Origin of the sequence: Parapedobacter composti (assembly GCF_900112315.1) — a bacterium.
GTDB lineage: Bacteria > Bacteroidota > Bacteroidia > Sphingobacteriales > Sphingobacteriaceae > Parapedobacter > Parapedobacter composti.
Genome location: NZ_FOLL01000001.1, coordinates 654,063 through 668,915, shown reverse-complemented (window position 1 = coordinate 668,915; position 14,853 = coordinate 654,063). Strand labels below are relative to the sequence as shown.

Annotated in this window: 18 protein-coding genes; 5 read left to right on the top strand and 13 right to left on the bottom strand. The window is 48.7% G+C overall.

The annotated features are described in order from the left end of the window. Both BM030_RS02565 and BM030_RS02560 read right to left on the bottom strand, forming a co-directional pair. Nucleotides 1-567, bottom strand: coding sequence for a D-glycero-alpha-D-manno-heptose-1,7-bisphosphate 7-phosphatase (locus tag BM030_RS02565; protein ID WP_090970722.1), 567 nt, complete (start codon nucleotides 565-567; stop codon nucleotides 1-3). Further along, nucleotides 536-2,479, bottom strand: a complete 1,944-nt coding sequence (locus tag BM030_RS02560) for a glycosyltransferase (RefSeq protein WP_090970720.1) — start codon at nucleotides 2,477-2,479, stop codon at nucleotides 536-538. Before BM030_RS02560 ends, BM030_RS02565 begins: the two co-directional genes overlap by 32 nt. A gap of 441 nt (nucleotides 2,480-2,920) precedes the next feature. Between BM030_RS02560 and BM030_RS02550 the strand changes: the two genes are divergently transcribed. From BM030_RS02550 to BM030_RS02540, 3 genes are read left to right on the top strand one after another with little or no spacing between them, the layout of a single operon-like run. Beyond that, nucleotides 2,921-3,568 (top strand): LuxR C-terminal-related transcriptional regulator, encoded by a 648-nt coding sequence (locus BM030_RS02550; protein WP_090970715.1) that lies wholly within the window; start codon nucleotides 2,921-2,923, stop codon nucleotides 3,566-3,568. Nucleotides 3,569-3,584: 16 nt separating this feature from the next. Then, complete coding sequence (locus BM030_RS02545) at nucleotides 3,585-3,833, top strand: hypothetical protein (RefSeq protein ID WP_090970713.1); 249 nt, start codon at nucleotides 3,585-3,587, stop codon at nucleotides 3,831-3,833. A gap of 11 nt (nucleotides 3,834-3,844) precedes the next feature. Next, a complete protein-coding gene (locus BM030_RS02540) occupies nucleotides 3,845-4,582 on the top strand; it encodes a DUF72 domain-containing protein (protein WP_090970711.1) in 738 nt (245 codons plus the stop codon). On the opposite strand, the gene BM030_RS02535 is transcribed toward BM030_RS02540, so the two are convergent. Further along, the gene (locus BM030_RS02535) at nucleotides 4,566-5,306 is read right to left on the bottom strand and encodes an FRG domain-containing protein (protein ID WP_090970708.1); all 741 of its coding nucleotides are present in this window, start codon (nucleotides 5,304-5,306) and stop codon (nucleotides 4,566-4,568) included. The genes BM030_RS02540 and BM030_RS02535 overlap by 17 nt on opposite strands. Nucleotides 5,307-5,614: 308 nt before the next feature. Between BM030_RS02535 and BM030_RS02530 the strand changes: the two genes are divergently transcribed. Then, nucleotides 5,615-6,130: a YciE/YciF ferroxidase family protein gene (locus BM030_RS02530; protein ID WP_090970706.1), complete on the top strand. Its 516-nt coding sequence runs from the start codon at nucleotides 5,615-5,617 to the stop codon at nucleotides 6,128-6,130. 89 nt (nucleotides 6,131-6,219) lie between these two features. Here BM030_RS02530 and BM030_RS02525 read toward each other — a convergent pair whose 3' ends face one another. The 8 genes from BM030_RS02525 to BM030_RS02490 all read right to left on the bottom strand — a co-directional run bounded on the left by BM030_RS02525 (nucleotide 6,220) and on the right by BM030_RS02490 (nucleotide 12,389). Then, nucleotides 6,220-6,582: a response regulator gene (locus BM030_RS02525; RefSeq protein WP_090970705.1), complete on the bottom strand. Its 363-nt coding sequence runs from the start codon at nucleotides 6,580-6,582 to the stop codon at nucleotides 6,220-6,222. 31 nt (nucleotides 6,583-6,613) lie between these two features. After that, on the bottom strand, nucleotides 6,614-8,611 hold the full coding sequence (locus BM030_RS02520) for a PAS domain S-box protein (protein WP_090970703.1): 1,998 nt from the start codon (nucleotides 8,609-8,611) through the stop codon (nucleotides 6,614-6,616). Between the two features lie 124 nt (nucleotides 8,612-8,735). After that, nucleotides 8,736-9,215 carry a hypothetical protein gene (locus BM030_RS02515; RefSeq protein ID WP_090970701.1) on the bottom strand — a complete coding sequence of 160 codons (480 nt, stop codon included), beginning with the start codon at nucleotides 9,213-9,215 and terminating at the stop codon, nucleotides 8,736-8,738. A 21-nt stretch (nucleotides 9,216-9,236) separates the two neighbouring features. Continuing rightward, a complete protein-coding gene (locus BM030_RS02510) occupies nucleotides 9,237-9,725 on the bottom strand; it encodes a hypothetical protein (RefSeq protein WP_139215790.1) in 489 nt (162 codons plus the stop codon). A 45-nt stretch (nucleotides 9,726-9,770) separates the two neighbouring features. Continuing rightward, nucleotides 9,771-10,232, bottom strand: coding sequence for a PA2169 family four-helix-bundle protein (locus BM030_RS02505; RefSeq protein ID WP_090971031.1), 462 nt, complete (start codon nucleotides 10,230-10,232; stop codon nucleotides 9,771-9,773). Nucleotides 10,233-10,339: 107 nt separating this feature from the next. After that, the gene (locus tag BM030_RS02500; protein WP_090970697.1) at nucleotides 10,340-10,576 is read right to left on the bottom strand and encodes a hypothetical protein; all 237 of its coding nucleotides are present in this window, start codon (nucleotides 10,574-10,576) and stop codon (nucleotides 10,340-10,342) included. 14 nt (nucleotides 10,577-10,590) lie between these two features. Continuing rightward, nucleotides 10,591-11,019, bottom strand: coding sequence for a DUF2267 domain-containing protein (locus BM030_RS02495; protein WP_090970695.1), 429 nt, complete (start codon nucleotides 11,017-11,019; stop codon nucleotides 10,591-10,593). 176 nt (nucleotides 11,020-11,195) lie between these two features. Next, nucleotides 11,196-12,389, bottom strand: a complete 1,194-nt coding sequence (locus tag BM030_RS02490) for a phospholipase D-like domain-containing protein (RefSeq protein WP_090970693.1) — start codon at nucleotides 12,387-12,389, stop codon at nucleotides 11,196-11,198. Between the two features lie 129 nt (nucleotides 12,390-12,518). Here BM030_RS02490 and BM030_RS02485 point away from each other — a divergent pair, with 129 nt between their 5' ends. Continuing rightward, nucleotides 12,519-12,767, top strand: coding sequence for a DUF7218 family protein (locus tag BM030_RS02485; protein ID WP_090970691.1), 249 nt, complete (start codon nucleotides 12,519-12,521; stop codon nucleotides 12,765-12,767). On the opposite strand, the gene BM030_RS02480 is transcribed toward BM030_RS02485, so the two are convergent. Together BM030_RS02480 and BM030_RS02475 are read right to left on the bottom strand one after the other, a co-directional pair. Then, nucleotides 12,764-13,921 carry a baeRF3 domain-containing protein gene (locus BM030_RS02480; protein WP_090970689.1) on the bottom strand — a complete coding sequence of 386 codons (1,158 nt, stop codon included), beginning with the start codon at nucleotides 13,919-13,921 and terminating at the stop codon, nucleotides 12,764-12,766. The genes BM030_RS02485 and BM030_RS02480 overlap by 4 nt on opposite strands. 102 nt (nucleotides 13,922-14,023) lie before the next feature. After that, nucleotides 14,024-14,761: an MBL fold metallo-hydrolase gene (locus tag BM030_RS02475; protein ID WP_090970687.1), complete on the bottom strand. Its 738-nt coding sequence runs from the start codon at nucleotides 14,759-14,761 to the stop codon at nucleotides 14,024-14,026. Between the last annotated feature and the right edge of the window lie 92 nt (nucleotides 14,762-14,853).

Genomic DNA, 14,853 nt, shown 5'->3' with positions numbered 1-14,853 from the left:
TCACGTGTTTTTCACGATTAGATTTGCTGCTTCTTTAAAATTGTCTGCGATATACGATGGACGGCGGTAGCCACCCGATATTTGTACCCTCTCACTCGCCGTGCCGTCAACCAGCACCGTCCTGCAACCAGCACGGTTGCCCGCTTCAATATCGTCAAGGATATCACCCACCATCCACGATTGAGCGAGACTTAGCCCGTGCCGGGTGGCTGCGTCGAAGAGCATCCCCGGCATAGGCTTCCTGCAATGACATGCCTTTGCATAAGCTGCCACAACACCCTGGGGGTGATGGGGGCAATAGTAGAAACCCGACAGTGCGATACCGCTTTGATGCAGCAGCAGCTGTAGTTTATGCTCCACTGCGGTAAGTGCCTCCTCCTTAAAATAACCTTTGGCCACCCCGGCTTGGTTTGTAACGATGAAAAACAGATATCCCTTGTTGCTCAGTTGCCGAAGGCCACTGGCAACGCCGTGCAGCAGTTCCACCTTGCTTGGGTCTGCGTTGTAGGGAACGTCCCGTATTAATGTACCATCTTTATCCAAGAATACTGCTTTTTTGCCCGACATGATGACCGTTCGTTTTTCCGTTGTGCTGATGCGGTGTGACCAGACTGCCAACCGGCGGAGGATAGTTCAATGCTGCCTGCCCGATTTCCGGAAGGTCTGCCAATTTGCGTTCCACTAAACTGCAAAGCAGGTGTATCACATGCAGATGTACTTCCTGGATCCGTTGGGTATTTTCCGATGGGACCACTAGGTTAATATCCCCTTTAGTTACCGCCATGCCTCCGTCCTTTCCCAAAATCGTAACGCACACCATGCCCAATTGTTTGGCCTTATCCATTGCTTGCAAGATATTCTTTGAATTACCGCTGGTGCTAAGACATAATAACACATCCCCCGGACGACCATAAGCTTCCACTTGCCGGGCAAATATGTCGTCAAAGCCAATGTCGTTTGACCAGGCGGTTAACATGGCGGTATCAGCCATCAGTGAGATAACAGGCAGACCCACCCGGTTTGGCAGTTCAAACCGCCCCAATAGTTCTGCGGAAAAGTGAAGACTCTCGGCTGCACTACCCCCGTTGCCGCACACAAGCACTTTTCCGCCGTTCAGGAAGGTGTCGGCTAACGTTTCCCCCGCCGTCAACAGGGTATCAGCAAGTGCTGAACCGGAACGCCTGAATACACTGGCAGCGTCCTCGAACGCATCGAGGATAACCTGCCGATCGTGGTTGACAAGGCCATTATGCCTGTCGGTGATGCTACGGTACACTTCGTCCATCTGTAACGCCACCTTCTCCCATGTAAAATATTCGTTGACACGCCTTAGTCCATTACGCCGCATATACACCCGTAAATCCTCATGGGTAAGGAGAAATTCCAATTTATGGGCGAGCGCTTCAGGGTCTTTGGGAGGCACCAGGAACCCGGTCTTTCCATGAGCTACGCTATATTGTATTCCGCCTACTTTGGCACCGATAACCGGCGTACCGCAGGCCATGGCTTCAAGCGGTGTAATGCCAAAGGGTTCGTACCAGGGTGTCGATACAAATACGTCTGCTGCCGAATAAAAGTACTTGAGCTGTTCCCTGCTTTTCCTGCCTTCAAAGGAAATGGCGTTTGCAACACCCAGCGATGTTGCAAGCTCCATGAGCCGTTGATATTCGGGATCGGCGGTGAGGTTGGCTTTATCCTGTTCGCCTCCTACAATCACCAATTGGGTGTCGTACCGGTCAGATAGGTAAGCCAGCGATTGGATAACATTGTCTACTCCCTTACGTGGCACCATACGGCCCAATTGCAGAATAATTTTGCGCGTAGGGTGCAGATCCAATAACATTCTCGCATACGCCTTGTCAATGGGGTGGAATTCGTGCGGACTGAAGCCGCAGGGAATCATGCGGATTTTGCCATTGCCAATATGGTAAAATTGTTCCAAATCAGCCTGATCCTGGGGGCATTCGGCAATAATGGCATCGGCTTTTTCCATCGTTTTCAACTCCACTTCACAACGTTCCTTCGGAAACCTGTCGGCATCGCCTTGATGCATCAGCCTAACCTTGCCAAGGGCGTGAAAGGTGATGACGAATGGTATGCCCAAGCGTTCCTTGAGTTTCATAGCCACATAACCCGACATCCAGAAGTTAGCGTGCAAAAGCCGATACGGTTCAGACAGCCGAGCCATATACATTTCCATGAATGCTACAAAAGCGTCCATAAACGGGAATAATGCCTCTTTGGGTAGTTGCTTCGCTGGCCCGGCATCCACATGTATCACCCGCACACCGGGCAACCATTGTACCTCGATGGGTAATTTCTCGTTATCCCGCCGGGTAAAAATATCCACCTGATACCCTAATGACGCCAGTTGCCGGGCCAGCTCGCCTACATAGATGTTCTGCCCGCCGCTATCCACCCCGCCCAGCGTGGCCAAGGGAGAAGCATGCTCACTGATTAATGCGATAGTCTTGTTCATATGTATTTTTCGATTAATAGCGTTATCTGGCGAAACACAGGTTCTTAACCGTTATGGAACTGCCAATGCCAAGGATTGCACCATAGGTAGTTTTAACAAGATCGCCGAATCCGATATATATGATAGTGTTCAAGCGATATACCACTTGGTATTCGGCGCACCCACAAATATCACTGCGTTAACCGGAAACCAAGCAACGATTTCATTTACTGGCTATTACGCCATCTGGGACCACCCACCGGCAACCGCGTACTACCCGGCCTTGTCTTTTGGATCGCTTTTGGAAAAGTCAGCCAACGGTTCTTCGCTGTACTAAAAACCATACTTTTTGTCGGTTTAGGAGAAGTATCTTAAAAAAACTAAAACCTTTACAACAGTTGAAACGTATATCTCTACGATTAGCGACTTAAAGATATCAGTTAGGACAGTAGATTAAATATTATGGAAAATTCAGCAAAAATCATTTGGGCTTCACCGCAGACGCTGGCACGTGATGGCATTATCTCCCTTTTGGACCAAGAGCCCGATTTTGCTTTTGCCGCAATCATTTCCAAACGGGACGACATAATACCGGCCCTTTCAACGCAGCCCGCGATAGATCTGTTAGTTATCGATCATGTTTTCCTCCCTGACGATCAGCGGTATCTAACAATGTTGAAAAAAATAGCGCCGCAAATCAAGGTATTGGTTCTGTCAGGCATTGAATATGACGAGGACATCCTGGGGCTGATGAAATCAGGGGCTGATGGATACATTGTTAATGAGGCGAATAAAGACGAATTGGTCTTTGCCATTAAGCATATCCTGTCCGGCAACACCTATATATGCACGGCGCTGTACCTGAAAGTACTGGAACGCATTGCCGCAACCGACTTTGGGAAGAAAGATCATGCCGTTGAGTTCTCCCCGCGCGAAGAGCAAATCTTAAAACTCATCCTGGAAGGATACTCAAACCAAGAGATCGCTTACCAGCTTTTTACCAACAAGCGGACCATCCTGAAATACCGCGAGAGCCTTCTACAGAAAACAGGGGCTTCAGATATTGGTACGGTAATCCGTATCGCATTGCAACAGGGAGTTTTAAACTGAGGAACAGGCGATAATTATGGAAAAGTCGGACGAAATATTTGAGATTACCCTAAACAGTGGCCCTTTTGCGGACACCCCGCTACTTGTGCGTCCGGAAGAAACCACAGACGGAATTCCCATTTACCATTGTTATGTAGATGGGAGTTCCCGCAGCCAGCTAAGGCGGGAAACCACTGGCGAATGGCTTCAACTATGGGGAGATTTTTCTGCCGATACCGTGCGGCTTATCGGTAAGGCCATCGAAGAGCAGCGGTTGGATAAGTAGCCTGAGTTTAAATGCCTCGAAACGGAACCGTCCATATCGGCACATCAGGATGGCACTACCGCCACTGGAAAGGGGTGTTTTACCCCGAAGGACTTAAAGACGCAGACCAACTGGCTTACTACACCCGTTCGTTTGCTACGGTTGAGCTGAACAATCCTTTTTACCGCGTTCCATTGGAAACGACGTTCGAGAAATGGAAAGCCACGGCACCCCGCGATTTTCTTTTTTCAGTGAAAGCTAACCGCCGAATCACACACTACAGCAAGCTGGGCGGCATAGCTGAATTTACGGATGGTTTTATCCAACGCGCGGCACGGCTTGGCCGTAAGCTGGGCCCAATCTTGTTTCAGCTACCGCCTTTTTGGACGGTTCACACCCAACGGCTTGCCACGTTTATTACGACCCTGCCCCGCGGGCATCGTTATGTTTTTGAATTCAGAAACCACAGCTGGTATATTCCCGAGGTTTACGACATCCTTAGCCGCCATAACTGTGCCTTCTGTATATACGAGTTAGCTGGACATTTATCGCCAATTGAAATCACGGCCGATTTTGTCTACGTACGATTGCACGGACCTGGTGAAAAATATCAGGGCAGCTATTCTGATACGGCTTTGGCTGGCTGGGCGGAGCATTGCCATCAATGGCGGAAAGCTGGAAAAGACGTGTTCTTCTATTTCGACAACGACCAACACGCTTACGCGGTAGACAACGCAAAAAAACTGATTGAACTTACCGCACTTCCCTGAAAAATCTCCATTGCAAGTACGCGCATAATCCCTCCAGTTCCGGAAAGATGCTGAACGCATCTATGCCCAAGTGATGGAGGTCTTCCACAATAGCTGCGGCATCCGCCCGCGGAATTTTAATCTTAACCATTTTATCGCGGTAGTTCTGTATATCATCAAACCGCTGACGGTTTTCCAAAGCATCCGTAGCATGCACAGAAAACACGCCGGACTGATTATTTATGCGCTGCTTGATGATCCTCGGCCTGAACAGCTTGCTTTCGGGAATATCAAAAGGATGAAGATCAATATTGTAGTCAAGGAAGTCCGCGTCTTCTGCCATAAAAATCCAGACGACAGCGTAGGGTTCCTGAGAATCACCTGATATTACTGAACTGGTGGCAAACCACAACGCAGCCAAGGCGTTGTCTGTCCAGTCAAGAAACCGGGTCGGAAGGCCATAATGTTGGCCAAGCGTCAGGTAATCCCAATCGTTATTAACCTGAAATGGGTTGATGAGCAACGGATTAGCGCGCTTGAATTCCTCCAGAAGCGCGCGCTCGGTGTGCAAAAGATTTCCATCAAGGGGCGTTAACCTCAAGATTTTAGGAATAAGCGGCGTATCCGAAGGTTGCCCGCGATAAAGAAAACCACTGTTGCGGGGCCAAGTATGTTGCCGCTTCAGTGACTTAATCACCTGCATGTAATCCGTCAACGCGGATATCTCCCTTTCCGTATTGGTCATCTCAGTTAATTAACTAAAAACATTGCCAGGTTTACCCCATGCTATTCTCTTGATGTTGAAACGTCTGCGCGACAAGCCCATGCCAAAAAGTGTAATCAGAGTAGACAGAATCAGACACGTATACCAAAATATAGGACACACCCGAAACCCGCCATGGGCAACGGCCGAAAAATTAAAAATTCCGGAACTACCCTTAACCATCCCCACTGTCCCTGTTGCCGTTTTATGGGTCGCGTTATCGTGCTTATCGTTACTGTCGGCATAAAAAGTGATACAGTTTAGTTAGCAATCAAATAATAGTAAATGTTATGGCAAATACAAGAAAAAACAACCAGGACATGCCCAACGCCCATCTCCATGAACTGTTTGTAGACGAACTGAGAGATGTGTTGAGTGCAGAGAAGCTTCTGCTCAAAGGGCTTAAAAAAATGGCCGGCAAGGCAAACCGCGATACGCTGCGCTCGGCATTTGAGGAACATTACACCCAAACCGAACAACATATTGAACGGTTGAAGAATGTTTTTTCCGCCATAGGGCTTTCGCCGCGGGCAAAAAAGTGTAAAGCCATGGAGAGCTTATTAGCAGAAGCCGAGGAAATTATGGAGAATTTTGAAGAAGCCGAAGTACTGGACGCAGCGCTCATTGCCGCGGCGCAAAAGGCTGAGCACTATGAGATAGCGAGCTATGGATGTCTGGTTACCTACGCAAACCTGATGGAGCATCGCGAAGCGGCTGACCTATTAAGCCAGACGCTGGAAGAAGAAAAAGACACCGACACCAAACTAACGGAAATCGCTATGGAAGAAGCCAACGTGGCTCACTGACACTCGGCATTGACCTATCTTCAGCCCCCTTTGCGCCCGTCATCTCCATTCAATACACACAACGACATATCACGCAAAGCGGGGCTTTTTCATGCACCGAGCTGCCGCCCCACCTCGTCCATGAACACCTCAATATCGAACGGCTTGCTGATAAATCCATTTGCCTTACTTGCACGCACGTCGTGCCGGTAGTCGTCATAGGCCGACATTAACAGAATAGGTATATGCTTCGTTGCCGGATCCGTTTTCCATGCGTTGCAAATATCCAATCCATTACCGTCCGGCAACATAATGTCAATAATCAACAAAGCAGGCACTGATTTCCCCCCATGCTGTTTAAACGACGCAATGTTATTAAAAATAGACGCCTCATAGCCAGATTCCGCAAGTAGGAATGCGATGAGCTCGCTGATATCGGCATCATCTTCTAAGACATGGATTGCTTTTTTCATGCCTTGCAAGTTTAAAAAAATAAGCTATTAATTACAAATCGGATTCCGCTTGTTTCCTGGGAATGGAAAAGTAAAAGGTTGAGCCTTTCCCCAACTGGCTGTTCACTCCGATATGGCCGCCGTGCCGCTCCACGATTTCCTTGCTGAGATAAAGCCCGAGCCCTAATCCCGTCATTTTTGATGTGCCCTCGACCTGGTAAAACCTGGTAAAAACCCGATCCTGCTGTTCACGGCTTAATCCCATTCCTTCGTCAATAACCTGCACACTCACTTCGGCAGGCGATGACTCCAGCGTAACGGTTACTTTGTTTGCATCCGGTGAATATTTGATAGCATTGGTTATCAAATTAATGATTACCTGTTCAATCCGCTGCCGATCGGCTTCAACGGTATAATCACCGTGGATATTGTTTACGAAAATGGTATGGGTCTGGCTGCTGAAATGGAATGTCTCTACAATATCGAGCACCAACTCGCTCAGGTCAAAAGTTTCAAAATGAAAACTCAGCTTGCCTGCCTCGATTTTCGAGATATCCAAGAGCTCAGCGATAAGGGAGTTTATCCGTTCGAGTTGCTTTAGGGCCTTTGTCAGAAAACGGCGTCCTATCCGGTCTATTTCAGCTCGCTCCAATATCTGCAGGTATCCCTTTACGGTGGTAAGCGGTGTTTTTAATTCATGGCTCGCTAATGCGATGAACTCATTTTTCTTCAGGTTCAGCGCGTTCACCTGCTCCAGCAACCGGGCATTGTCTAAGGTAACTGCTACCAATAATGCGATACTACGCATCATATCTTCATCTGCGGTACTGAATACATCCGACTGCGTATACCCGAAGAACATGGCACCTATCAATAGACCATCCGACGAACGGATAGGTATGGCCAGGCAATGCCGTATGCGTGGGGATTTAATGCCTACCGTTGCTTCAAACAACGACAATACATGCGGTGCCTTGCACATGTCTTCAAATTTCACAATATCTTCACTTCCGGAAAATATGGCATGAATGGCCCCGTCGTCAAGGTACACATCGCGGCTTTCCTTGAAGCGTTCGCCCTGACGGGTAGCCGCTACGGAAAGTACCGAATTGCCCTGTTCGTCAGATACCCGGTAAAAACATAATCCCACATTCGCAGCAGCCAGATGGGTGGTTGAATCAATGACAGTTTGTATAATGGCCGGTGTATCCAGCTTCTCTGAAATCACCTTTCCGATAGCGTGCAGTGTTTCCAATTTCTGGGCATGGAACTGTATGGTTTGTTCCCGCTGCACTTTTTCGGATATATCCCTGGCAATTTTTGACGCTCCGATGATTTGGCCCTGCTTGTTGCGCATGGGCGATATTGTCAGTGAAATGGGTATCTCCTTGCCGGATTTGGTCAGCCTTATGGTTTGGTAATGATCAATTTTCCGGCCCTCTTTGATTTCGCCGATAATCATAATCTCTTCGCTTGTCAAATAAGGCGGGATTAACGTGTTTATCGGCTTCCCCACAATTTCGTCTTCGGTATAGCCGAAGATACGCTGCGCACCGGCATTCCAACTGGTAATAATACCGTTGAGGTTTTTACTGACGATGGCATCGTCAGACGATTGGACGATTTCGGAAAGCATCACATGCTTCTCCTCTTGGCGCTTATAATCCGTAATGTCAATCAGGGTATTATGGGCTCCCAGAAGCTCACCCTCGTGGTTTTTTATCGTTCTCGGATAAACTAACACGTTCCGGCGCCGGCCATCCGGCGTTTCGACAATTATTTCTTCCCGCTCCTTAACTTCCATCCCCCGCATAGCCCTTGCCATGGGGCAGGTGTCCAGAGAAACGGGCTGCCCGTCGGTGCCGTATATGGCAAACGATCCGCACCACTGTTCTTTGCCGATTTCCGGGCGGCGGCCCCAAAGTGCCGCAGCAGCGTCATTATAAGCCAATAGATAGCCCTCTTTATCACAAAGATAGCCCGCCACCGGCGATGCTAAAAACAAATCTCTGAAAAGACGGTTATCTATCTCTGCCCGCGTGCTGCTCATCCAAATTTGAAAATTGCTTCATCATGACGTTTACCCATACGACGCCAGAAACAAAGTTACGAGTTTGCTTCTATATTTAACGCTTCAGGCTTTTTTTTATTACAACCGCACCATTCCCGTATATTTAACGCCTCCAAATGAGCCGGCAACTTTGATAAAATCGCTTGTAGCGGCTGTAAAACAACGATAATTCCCGTGCTTGCCGTTGAATCAGCCTATTGACAGGCGGCACCAGTGCCGGGTGCGCTCCAGCATGGCGGTAGGCGGTGATGAAAGCACGTTCACCTTTACCCAATAATTCCCTGATGGATTTACTTCGTTCGTCAGCGAACAACGACATCACGAGATCCCAAGCATGGAGAACGGTACCTGAGGTGGCCCCCTTTACCGGAAGATCCTGTGCGAGGTCTACATATTCCAGTTCCAGCTCCTCCTGCAAACGCTGCCCCTGGATAACGACCTCCTCAACGATTAGATTCAGCTGCTCATCACGCCGCTTATCGTCCGTTCCAGCAAGTAAGCCCTGATAACTCCAGATACGCTGCCCGTTTACGTCAATTAAGTCGTTAAGTACTCCGAGGTTCGCCGATAGCTGAAGTTCCATGGCCAACTTATAACGGCGAGCTTACGAGACTGTCGCCAATTGCCGATGCGAAGGCGGCGTGCCCCGGCGCTCGAACGGAACAATCCAATCTCTGGCATCGATGACCTCGCGTTTCTGCCTGTTCACCAATGTCCGGACCGAAGGATGGAGCCCTTCTGTTCCTTCTATGCTATGATAGGCAATCAATAACGCATTTTCTCCTGATTTGCACTTTTCCAACGGATAAGTAGGCATCCTGCTTGAAAAAACAGCTTTCACCACCGACCACGCCAACCCGAATTTTCCCTGTTGCTGCGCCTGCTTCTCGCCTGCTCCCCAAACCGCTCCGGCAGCTCCCAGCAGTTCCGCTTTCATGTCAACACTTTGTTTGATAAAAGCGTCGAACAACGTGGTTAAATGCTGACTTTCGGGTGGCAGGGCGGTAAGCAGGGTTTCATACCCTTTAATCCGTTCCGTATGGAATGCCACCAGATCATGCAAACATTCCATCGTTATATTTAGGTTCTCCATAATTATTGAAATTATGTTTTGTTGATTATTCATGCGAGCGGGTGCTTATCCCACCCGCTCACGATCCCTCAGTTGCTTGATGTGGTCGTGCGACGCCAAAAGTTGTGTTTTTTGGCTCGAAATAAGTGCCTTTGCAGCGGTGGATATCCCTTCTTCCTCCTCCGCCTGACGGTATGCCTTTTGTGCGGCATCTTCTCCAAATTCACAGCTTTCAAGCACAGCTTTGCGATCATCTACCGCAAATGTCTGCTTGATATCCATCCACGCGCGATATATCTTTCCTGAAGTGGTGGTTTGCCCATCCACGCGATTCTGCCATCCACTGATATGCTGCTGCAATTCGGCTTTAAGACGCTCGCTTTGTTCAATCAGACTATTGAACAACGCTTTCAGGTCAACGTCCGCGGCCGGCAATTCAGCTATGGCTTTCTCATACCCGGCGATCCGGTCGTTGTTAATTTTAACCAGATCGTTCAGCACTTCGGCGGTTTTTCTCAGATCTTCCATTTTCCTGTCTCCTTTTTCAGCTATTTTTACATTCAATTGCGCCCATGGGGCTTGCTATAAATGTTGACAATCCTTTATCGGTATTGTTTGGAAAATTTCTTAATTGATCAGCTCAACGAATTATAACGGGCGTAAGTCCGTAGCGCTTTACCGATGGCCTCAACTATTTCAGGATGGATTTCGTCATCCACCACCTGCCATGTTCCATCCTGTTCAATCATGACGAATGAATCCTTTTCCGGTGTAATGATTCGCCATCCCTGACTGCCGTTATAGTCCTCGGGTTGCCCTAAAAGGACAAGTGTCTCACCGGTGATAGGTTCCTTTACCGTTATCTTCTTCATAATACATCTTAAATTTAGGCTTCCAACAATGTTGCGATTTCTGGCGTTAATTGCCCTTTAACGTGTGCGTATTCTCCGGGCGACACGTATTTCCGGATTACCCGGAATACCGCCGCCACGCCCTCTTCCGGATTGTCGCCGAAGTCGCGTTCCGGTGCACGGCTTTTTTCGAGAATCTCGTTCAGAAACTCGTCCACCGTGGAGGAGCCTCTCCGCTCCTCGCTTATATTCCAGCCATTCACGTATACCGCTTTCAGGATCATCGGCAGTTCGGCTATCAGATGCATGGATTCCTCCACGGTTATCCTGTCGCGCAATGCCTGAAATACCGCCTGTATTAACCGGAATGCCCGCTGTCGATCATCCGGTGCCCCTAACTCCGCGGCCACCTTTTTAAGAAACAGGTTTCCTTCTTCCGCATACTTTTCAAAATGATGTTCCATAGTTACCTCCAGTTAAACGTTTTATCCTTACAAAAGCATCACAGGATGGTTGTCATAAAACTGTTCCAACAAGCCTTATGGATGCCAGCGAACCGCGGGTAAGCAGCGGCGTAATTAGAGGCAAACCACACTTCTGATTTTCTGGACAATAGGTTGGCTTTTCAGTACAGTAGCCGTCAATCACCGCTCCGCCGTTCTTGCTTCATATAAAATGTGCCCAGAAAGAAAACAAGGCGCAGAATCCTGTAAGATAACCAGCGGAGTGCCTTTCTCAACAGGTTACTGCTTGCCTGGTATCGGGCTTCATCCACGCGTAAACAATGGTTTGCGATAATGGTTTCCAACTCAACTATGGCCTGCTTCACCAAATCCCTACCTTCCACGTCAATGTTCAATTCAACACTTACCCGGTCGCTTAGATCATTCACGTTAAAAGAGCCGAGGGTCATCCATTCTTCATCGCAGGTTGCCAGTTTGCCATGTAACATGTTTGAGGTGTATTCATAGATTTCGACCCCGTGATGCAGCAACCAGCCATACATATACCGCTCCGCAGACTTCACCAAGGGAACATCCATGTGGTTACATACAATCAGTTTCACCACAACACCGCGTTTTACGGCGCCGCCGATCGCTTTACGCAGCGATGTACTTGGCAAAAAATAGCTCGACAGCATAATCACTTGCGAGCGAGCGCCACGGAGAATTTCACGGTAAGAGCGGGTAATTTCATGTTTGCGGCGCACCCAATCATTACGCCGCATCCTCACGGCACAGTCGTAGGCTTGACCAAAGTCAATGGCTGTTTCCGTCTGTCTGCATGGAACAGGTATTTTCCTCGCTCGCTGGAATCCGTTCCAAGTAGACCAACACAGCCTGCACAGCTGAGCGGCCACATAGCCTTCTATGCATAGCGCAAAATCGAGCCATGCTGGTTGCCCGGGCAGATCGTTATATTTGTTCTCGATATTTGCCCCTGTTACCATGGCATACCGGCTGTCTATCACCAGCACCTTTTGATGCATCCGCCTTCCAATATAAAACCGTTTGCTCCTAAACAAGGGCTCAAACACCCGAAAGCGTACACCATGTTCCTTGAAGCGGGCCACAAAACTATGAGGGAATCCCTGTGAGCCATAACCGTCAACCAGCACGTATACCGCTACTCCCCGCTTTGCAGCAGCGATCAGGGCATCCGCCACTTGCTGTCCGGTCTCATCCGGCTCATAAATATAGACCTGGAGATGGATAGTATCACGGGCGTTCGCTATCAATTGAAGGAGCAATGTAAAATAAGCCTTACCTCCGGAAAGCAGCCTCACCTTATGGCCCGGATAAAACCACGAGCCTGCCTTTGTTTTTTTGCCCATTCTTAATACTGTTAGCTAGCGGGATACATGGAACTAAACAAAAAACTGATGGCAGTTGTTTCCCAACGCCGCGGGCAATTTGGCTCAGCATTTGCATCCTTTAACCTGTACACACTATCATGATAAATTATGGCTAAAGATCACGGTAAACAAATCAAAGACGACGCAACATACGAGGCCTTGCGAAAAAAAGGAACCAGTAAAGAAAAGGCTGCTCGCATTGCTAACACGCCCAACGCCGGGCAAAAGGGCGGAAAAGCCAGTAAATTGGATGAACGTACAAAGGATGAACTTATCCGCGAAGCCAAGAAAATCGGCATCAAGGGATATTTAAAATTGAATAAGAAAGCGCTCATCGACAAAATAAGGCACCATTAGAACCTGTTAATGGCTGCCGCCCCGGTTTCCGAAGGCATACGATCGTTAGGTATGATCCATACGTCACCGCCAAATCGCATTACCACTTCAGCCAGATCATCCAATACATCGTCTATGGTTCCTGGCGTTTCACCGGAGGTGTGATAAACCACATCTGCGCGGCCCATAATCCGGCCGGGGATAATCCGGTCTTCTTCCAGCAGCAATGTAGCTACTTTACCGTCAAACGCATCTTTTACAATCTGTTCCAGTTGGTCGGCTCCCATGCCATCGGCAGTTGCCTGCCGGTAGGTGCTGATGATCCTATCCAGCCGCTGTGTATAATTGGGCTCCATCACCTGCCATGCCCGCCGTTGCAATTCAGCTGTGTTTAACGCGGTGGCATCGACTTTGATACCAGCCTCCATCAATCGGCCATTGCGGCTCACCTGCCGGAATATATGATGGTGTTCCGGCAAGGCAGCAAGAATTAAGGGAAGACGGGTCGGGATAGAATACTTCGCCATGATGGCTCTGTCGACAGCCCTGAAAAATTGCTCAATATCGTTTTCAATTGCCGTTTTCCGCAACCCATGGTTCTGTCCGGTGTCCCATTTTTCACCCGTGGCGGTACGGTAAGCCGCCAACGTAGCATGGAGATCACGCAGTTCATGATCCAACGCATCAATCATTGCATCGGGTACGTCGTCGCCTGATATGTCAATTTCGTCTAATTGATAACGATCGCCTTCGAAAAGCTGGGCGGTATTGGTCGTCAGCACCAACAGATGATACCGGTCATTGGCTTGGAGATACTTCAATAAGGGTTTAACGTGCGCGCTGTCCGCTACGACCGCCAGTGGTCTAACCGGCTTTCGCAAGCGGTAAATATCAAACGCGTTCTTCGTGGCAAAAATCGCTAAGCCATCCCGCGTATGCTGCCAGAATTGATAATCATTGGCAAGCGCCTCGAATTTTGAAAGGATAGGCCTGGACTCTTCGCTATTGGGATAACCCTCAGCCATAGCGCCCAGCCGTTGCACAAGTTCCCTGAACAGCCCTGGATCTGTAGCGTTGTCCGGATGTGTACGATGGGTAGGCATATAAAGGGAAAATACAGGCGCCTCTTGGTAACCCAATACGGTGTTCAGTCTACTTGCTGTTAATGTTGCCATAATCTACGGTATTATATCGTTGAACAAATGGCTGCAAATGCAACCCTACTGCTGTTAGTAACAGCCATCTCCACGGAATTGTTGAGTAATTCATGCAAAATATTACAACCTGATTTGCTGTCCGTCGTATGCACAGGGAAAACGGATGTTACCCTGTTGCTGAAGCATTTCCAACCCTAAATGGGTAAGTAATAACCGCTTACATTGCAACTGTTCTGCATAGACCTGCAACGTGCGGTAGTTTAAATGTCCGCTGATTTCTGAATCAAAGAAGTTACATTCACAGATGAACAGATCCGCATGCCTCGCCAACGTTATCAGCACAGCCGTCCACTCCGTATCGCCGGAATAGCTGATGGTCTTCCCGCCGACCTCAAGCCGTATACCATGAGGACAGGCACCCGGTGTATGCATAACCGGGTAAGCCGTCACTTCGACGCGATCGGTCTGCACAACTCCATCCGGAACGAAGGTTTTAAATAACAAGTTCAGTTTGCCGACGACGTCGGTGCCGGGATAAAGCTGGCTGAGGAGCTGATTGATCCGCTCTTTGCCCATCGGCGGACTGATAATCGTCAGTGGGGTTTCCCGCTGCCGGATCGCTTCCTCTAAAAGCAAGAACGGTACGCCACCGTAATGGTCGCCATGAAAATGGGAAATTACCACGGTGTCTATTTCGGCGAGGGATACACCCTGTTCTTTTAACCCTTGATAAGCGGTTGCGCCGCAATCTATAAGCAAGTTGGAATGCGGCGCTTTGATATGGAAGCACGTGTGCCGCCGTCCACCGCTTGCAAATGCATCCCCACAGCCGATAACGGTTACAATGACATCCTCCATTGCTGCTTTTTATAGTCGATGTGAAAAAAATACAAATCAACACAGGAATTGTTCATTCCATGTGCGGCCTCCATCAGATTCCGTCACATGAA

What these genes read in the sequence shown, in the direction of transcription:
- BM030_RS02540 (WP_090970711.1), top strand. Translation starts at nt 3,845, where the DNA reads ATGCCTCGAAACGGAACCGTCCATATCGGCACATCAGGATGGCACTAC.
- BM030_RS02525 (WP_090970705.1), bottom strand. Translation starts at nt 6,582, where the DNA reads ATGAAAAAAGCAATCCATGTCTTAGAAGATGATGCCGATATCAGCGAG.
- BM030_RS02535 (WP_090970708.1), bottom strand. Translation starts at nt 5,306, where the DNA reads ATGACCAATACGGAAAGGGAGATATCCGCGTTGACGGATTACATGCAG.
- BM030_RS02520 (WP_090970703.1), bottom strand. Translation starts at nt 8,611, where the DNA reads ATGAGCAGCACGCGGGCAGAGATAGATAACCGTCTTTTCAGAGATTTG.
- BM030_RS02565 (WP_090970722.1), bottom strand. Translation starts at nt 567, where the DNA reads ATGTCGGGCAAAAAAGCAGTATTCTTGGATAAAGATGGTACATTAATA.
- BM030_RS02500 (WP_090970697.1), bottom strand. Translation starts at nt 10,576, where the DNA reads ATGAAGAAGATAACGGTAAAGGAACCTATCACCGGTGAGACACTTGTC.
- BM030_RS02545 (WP_090970713.1), top strand. Translation starts at nt 3,585, where the DNA reads ATGGAAAAGTCGGACGAAATATTTGAGATTACCCTAAACAGTGGCCCT.
- BM030_RS02505 (WP_090971031.1), bottom strand. Translation starts at nt 10,232, where the DNA reads ATGGAAGATCTGAGAAAAACCGCCGAAGTGCTGAACGATCTGGTTAAA.
- BM030_RS02495 (WP_090970695.1), bottom strand. Translation starts at nt 11,019, where the DNA reads ATGGAACATCATTTTGAAAAGTATGCGGAAGAAGGAAACCTGTTTCTT.
- BM030_RS02515 (WP_090970701.1), bottom strand. Translation starts at nt 9,215, where the DNA reads ATGGAACTTCAGCTATCGGCGAACCTCGGAGTACTTAACGACTTAATT.
- BM030_RS02475 (WP_090970687.1), bottom strand. Translation starts at nt 14,761, where the DNA reads ATGGAGGATGTCATTGTAACCGTTATCGGCTGTGGGGATGCATTTGCA.
- BM030_RS02530 (WP_090970706.1), top strand. Translation starts at nt 5,615, where the DNA reads ATGGCAAATACAAGAAAAAACAACCAGGACATGCCCAACGCCCATCTC.
- BM030_RS02480 (WP_090970689.1), bottom strand. Translation starts at nt 13,921, where the DNA reads ATGGCAACATTAACAGCAAGTAGACTGAACACCGTATTGGGTTACCAA.
- BM030_RS02485 (WP_090970691.1), top strand. Translation starts at nt 12,519, where the DNA reads ATGGCTAAAGATCACGGTAAACAAATCAAAGACGACGCAACATACGAG.
- BM030_RS02490 (WP_090970693.1), bottom strand. Translation starts at nt 12,389, where the DNA reads ATGGGCAAAAAAACAAAGGCAGGCTCGTGGTTTTATCCGGGCCATAAG.
- BM030_RS02560 (WP_090970720.1), bottom strand. Translation starts at nt 2,479, where the DNA reads ATGAACAAGACTATCGCATTAATCAGTGAGCATGCTTCTCCCTTGGCC.
- BM030_RS02550 (WP_090970715.1), top strand. Translation starts at nt 2,921, where the DNA reads ATGGAAAATTCAGCAAAAATCATTTGGGCTTCACCGCAGACGCTGGCA.
- BM030_RS02510 (WP_139215790.1), bottom strand. Translation starts at nt 9,725, where the DNA reads ATGGAGAACCTAAATATAACGATGGAATGTTTGCATGATCTGGTGGCA.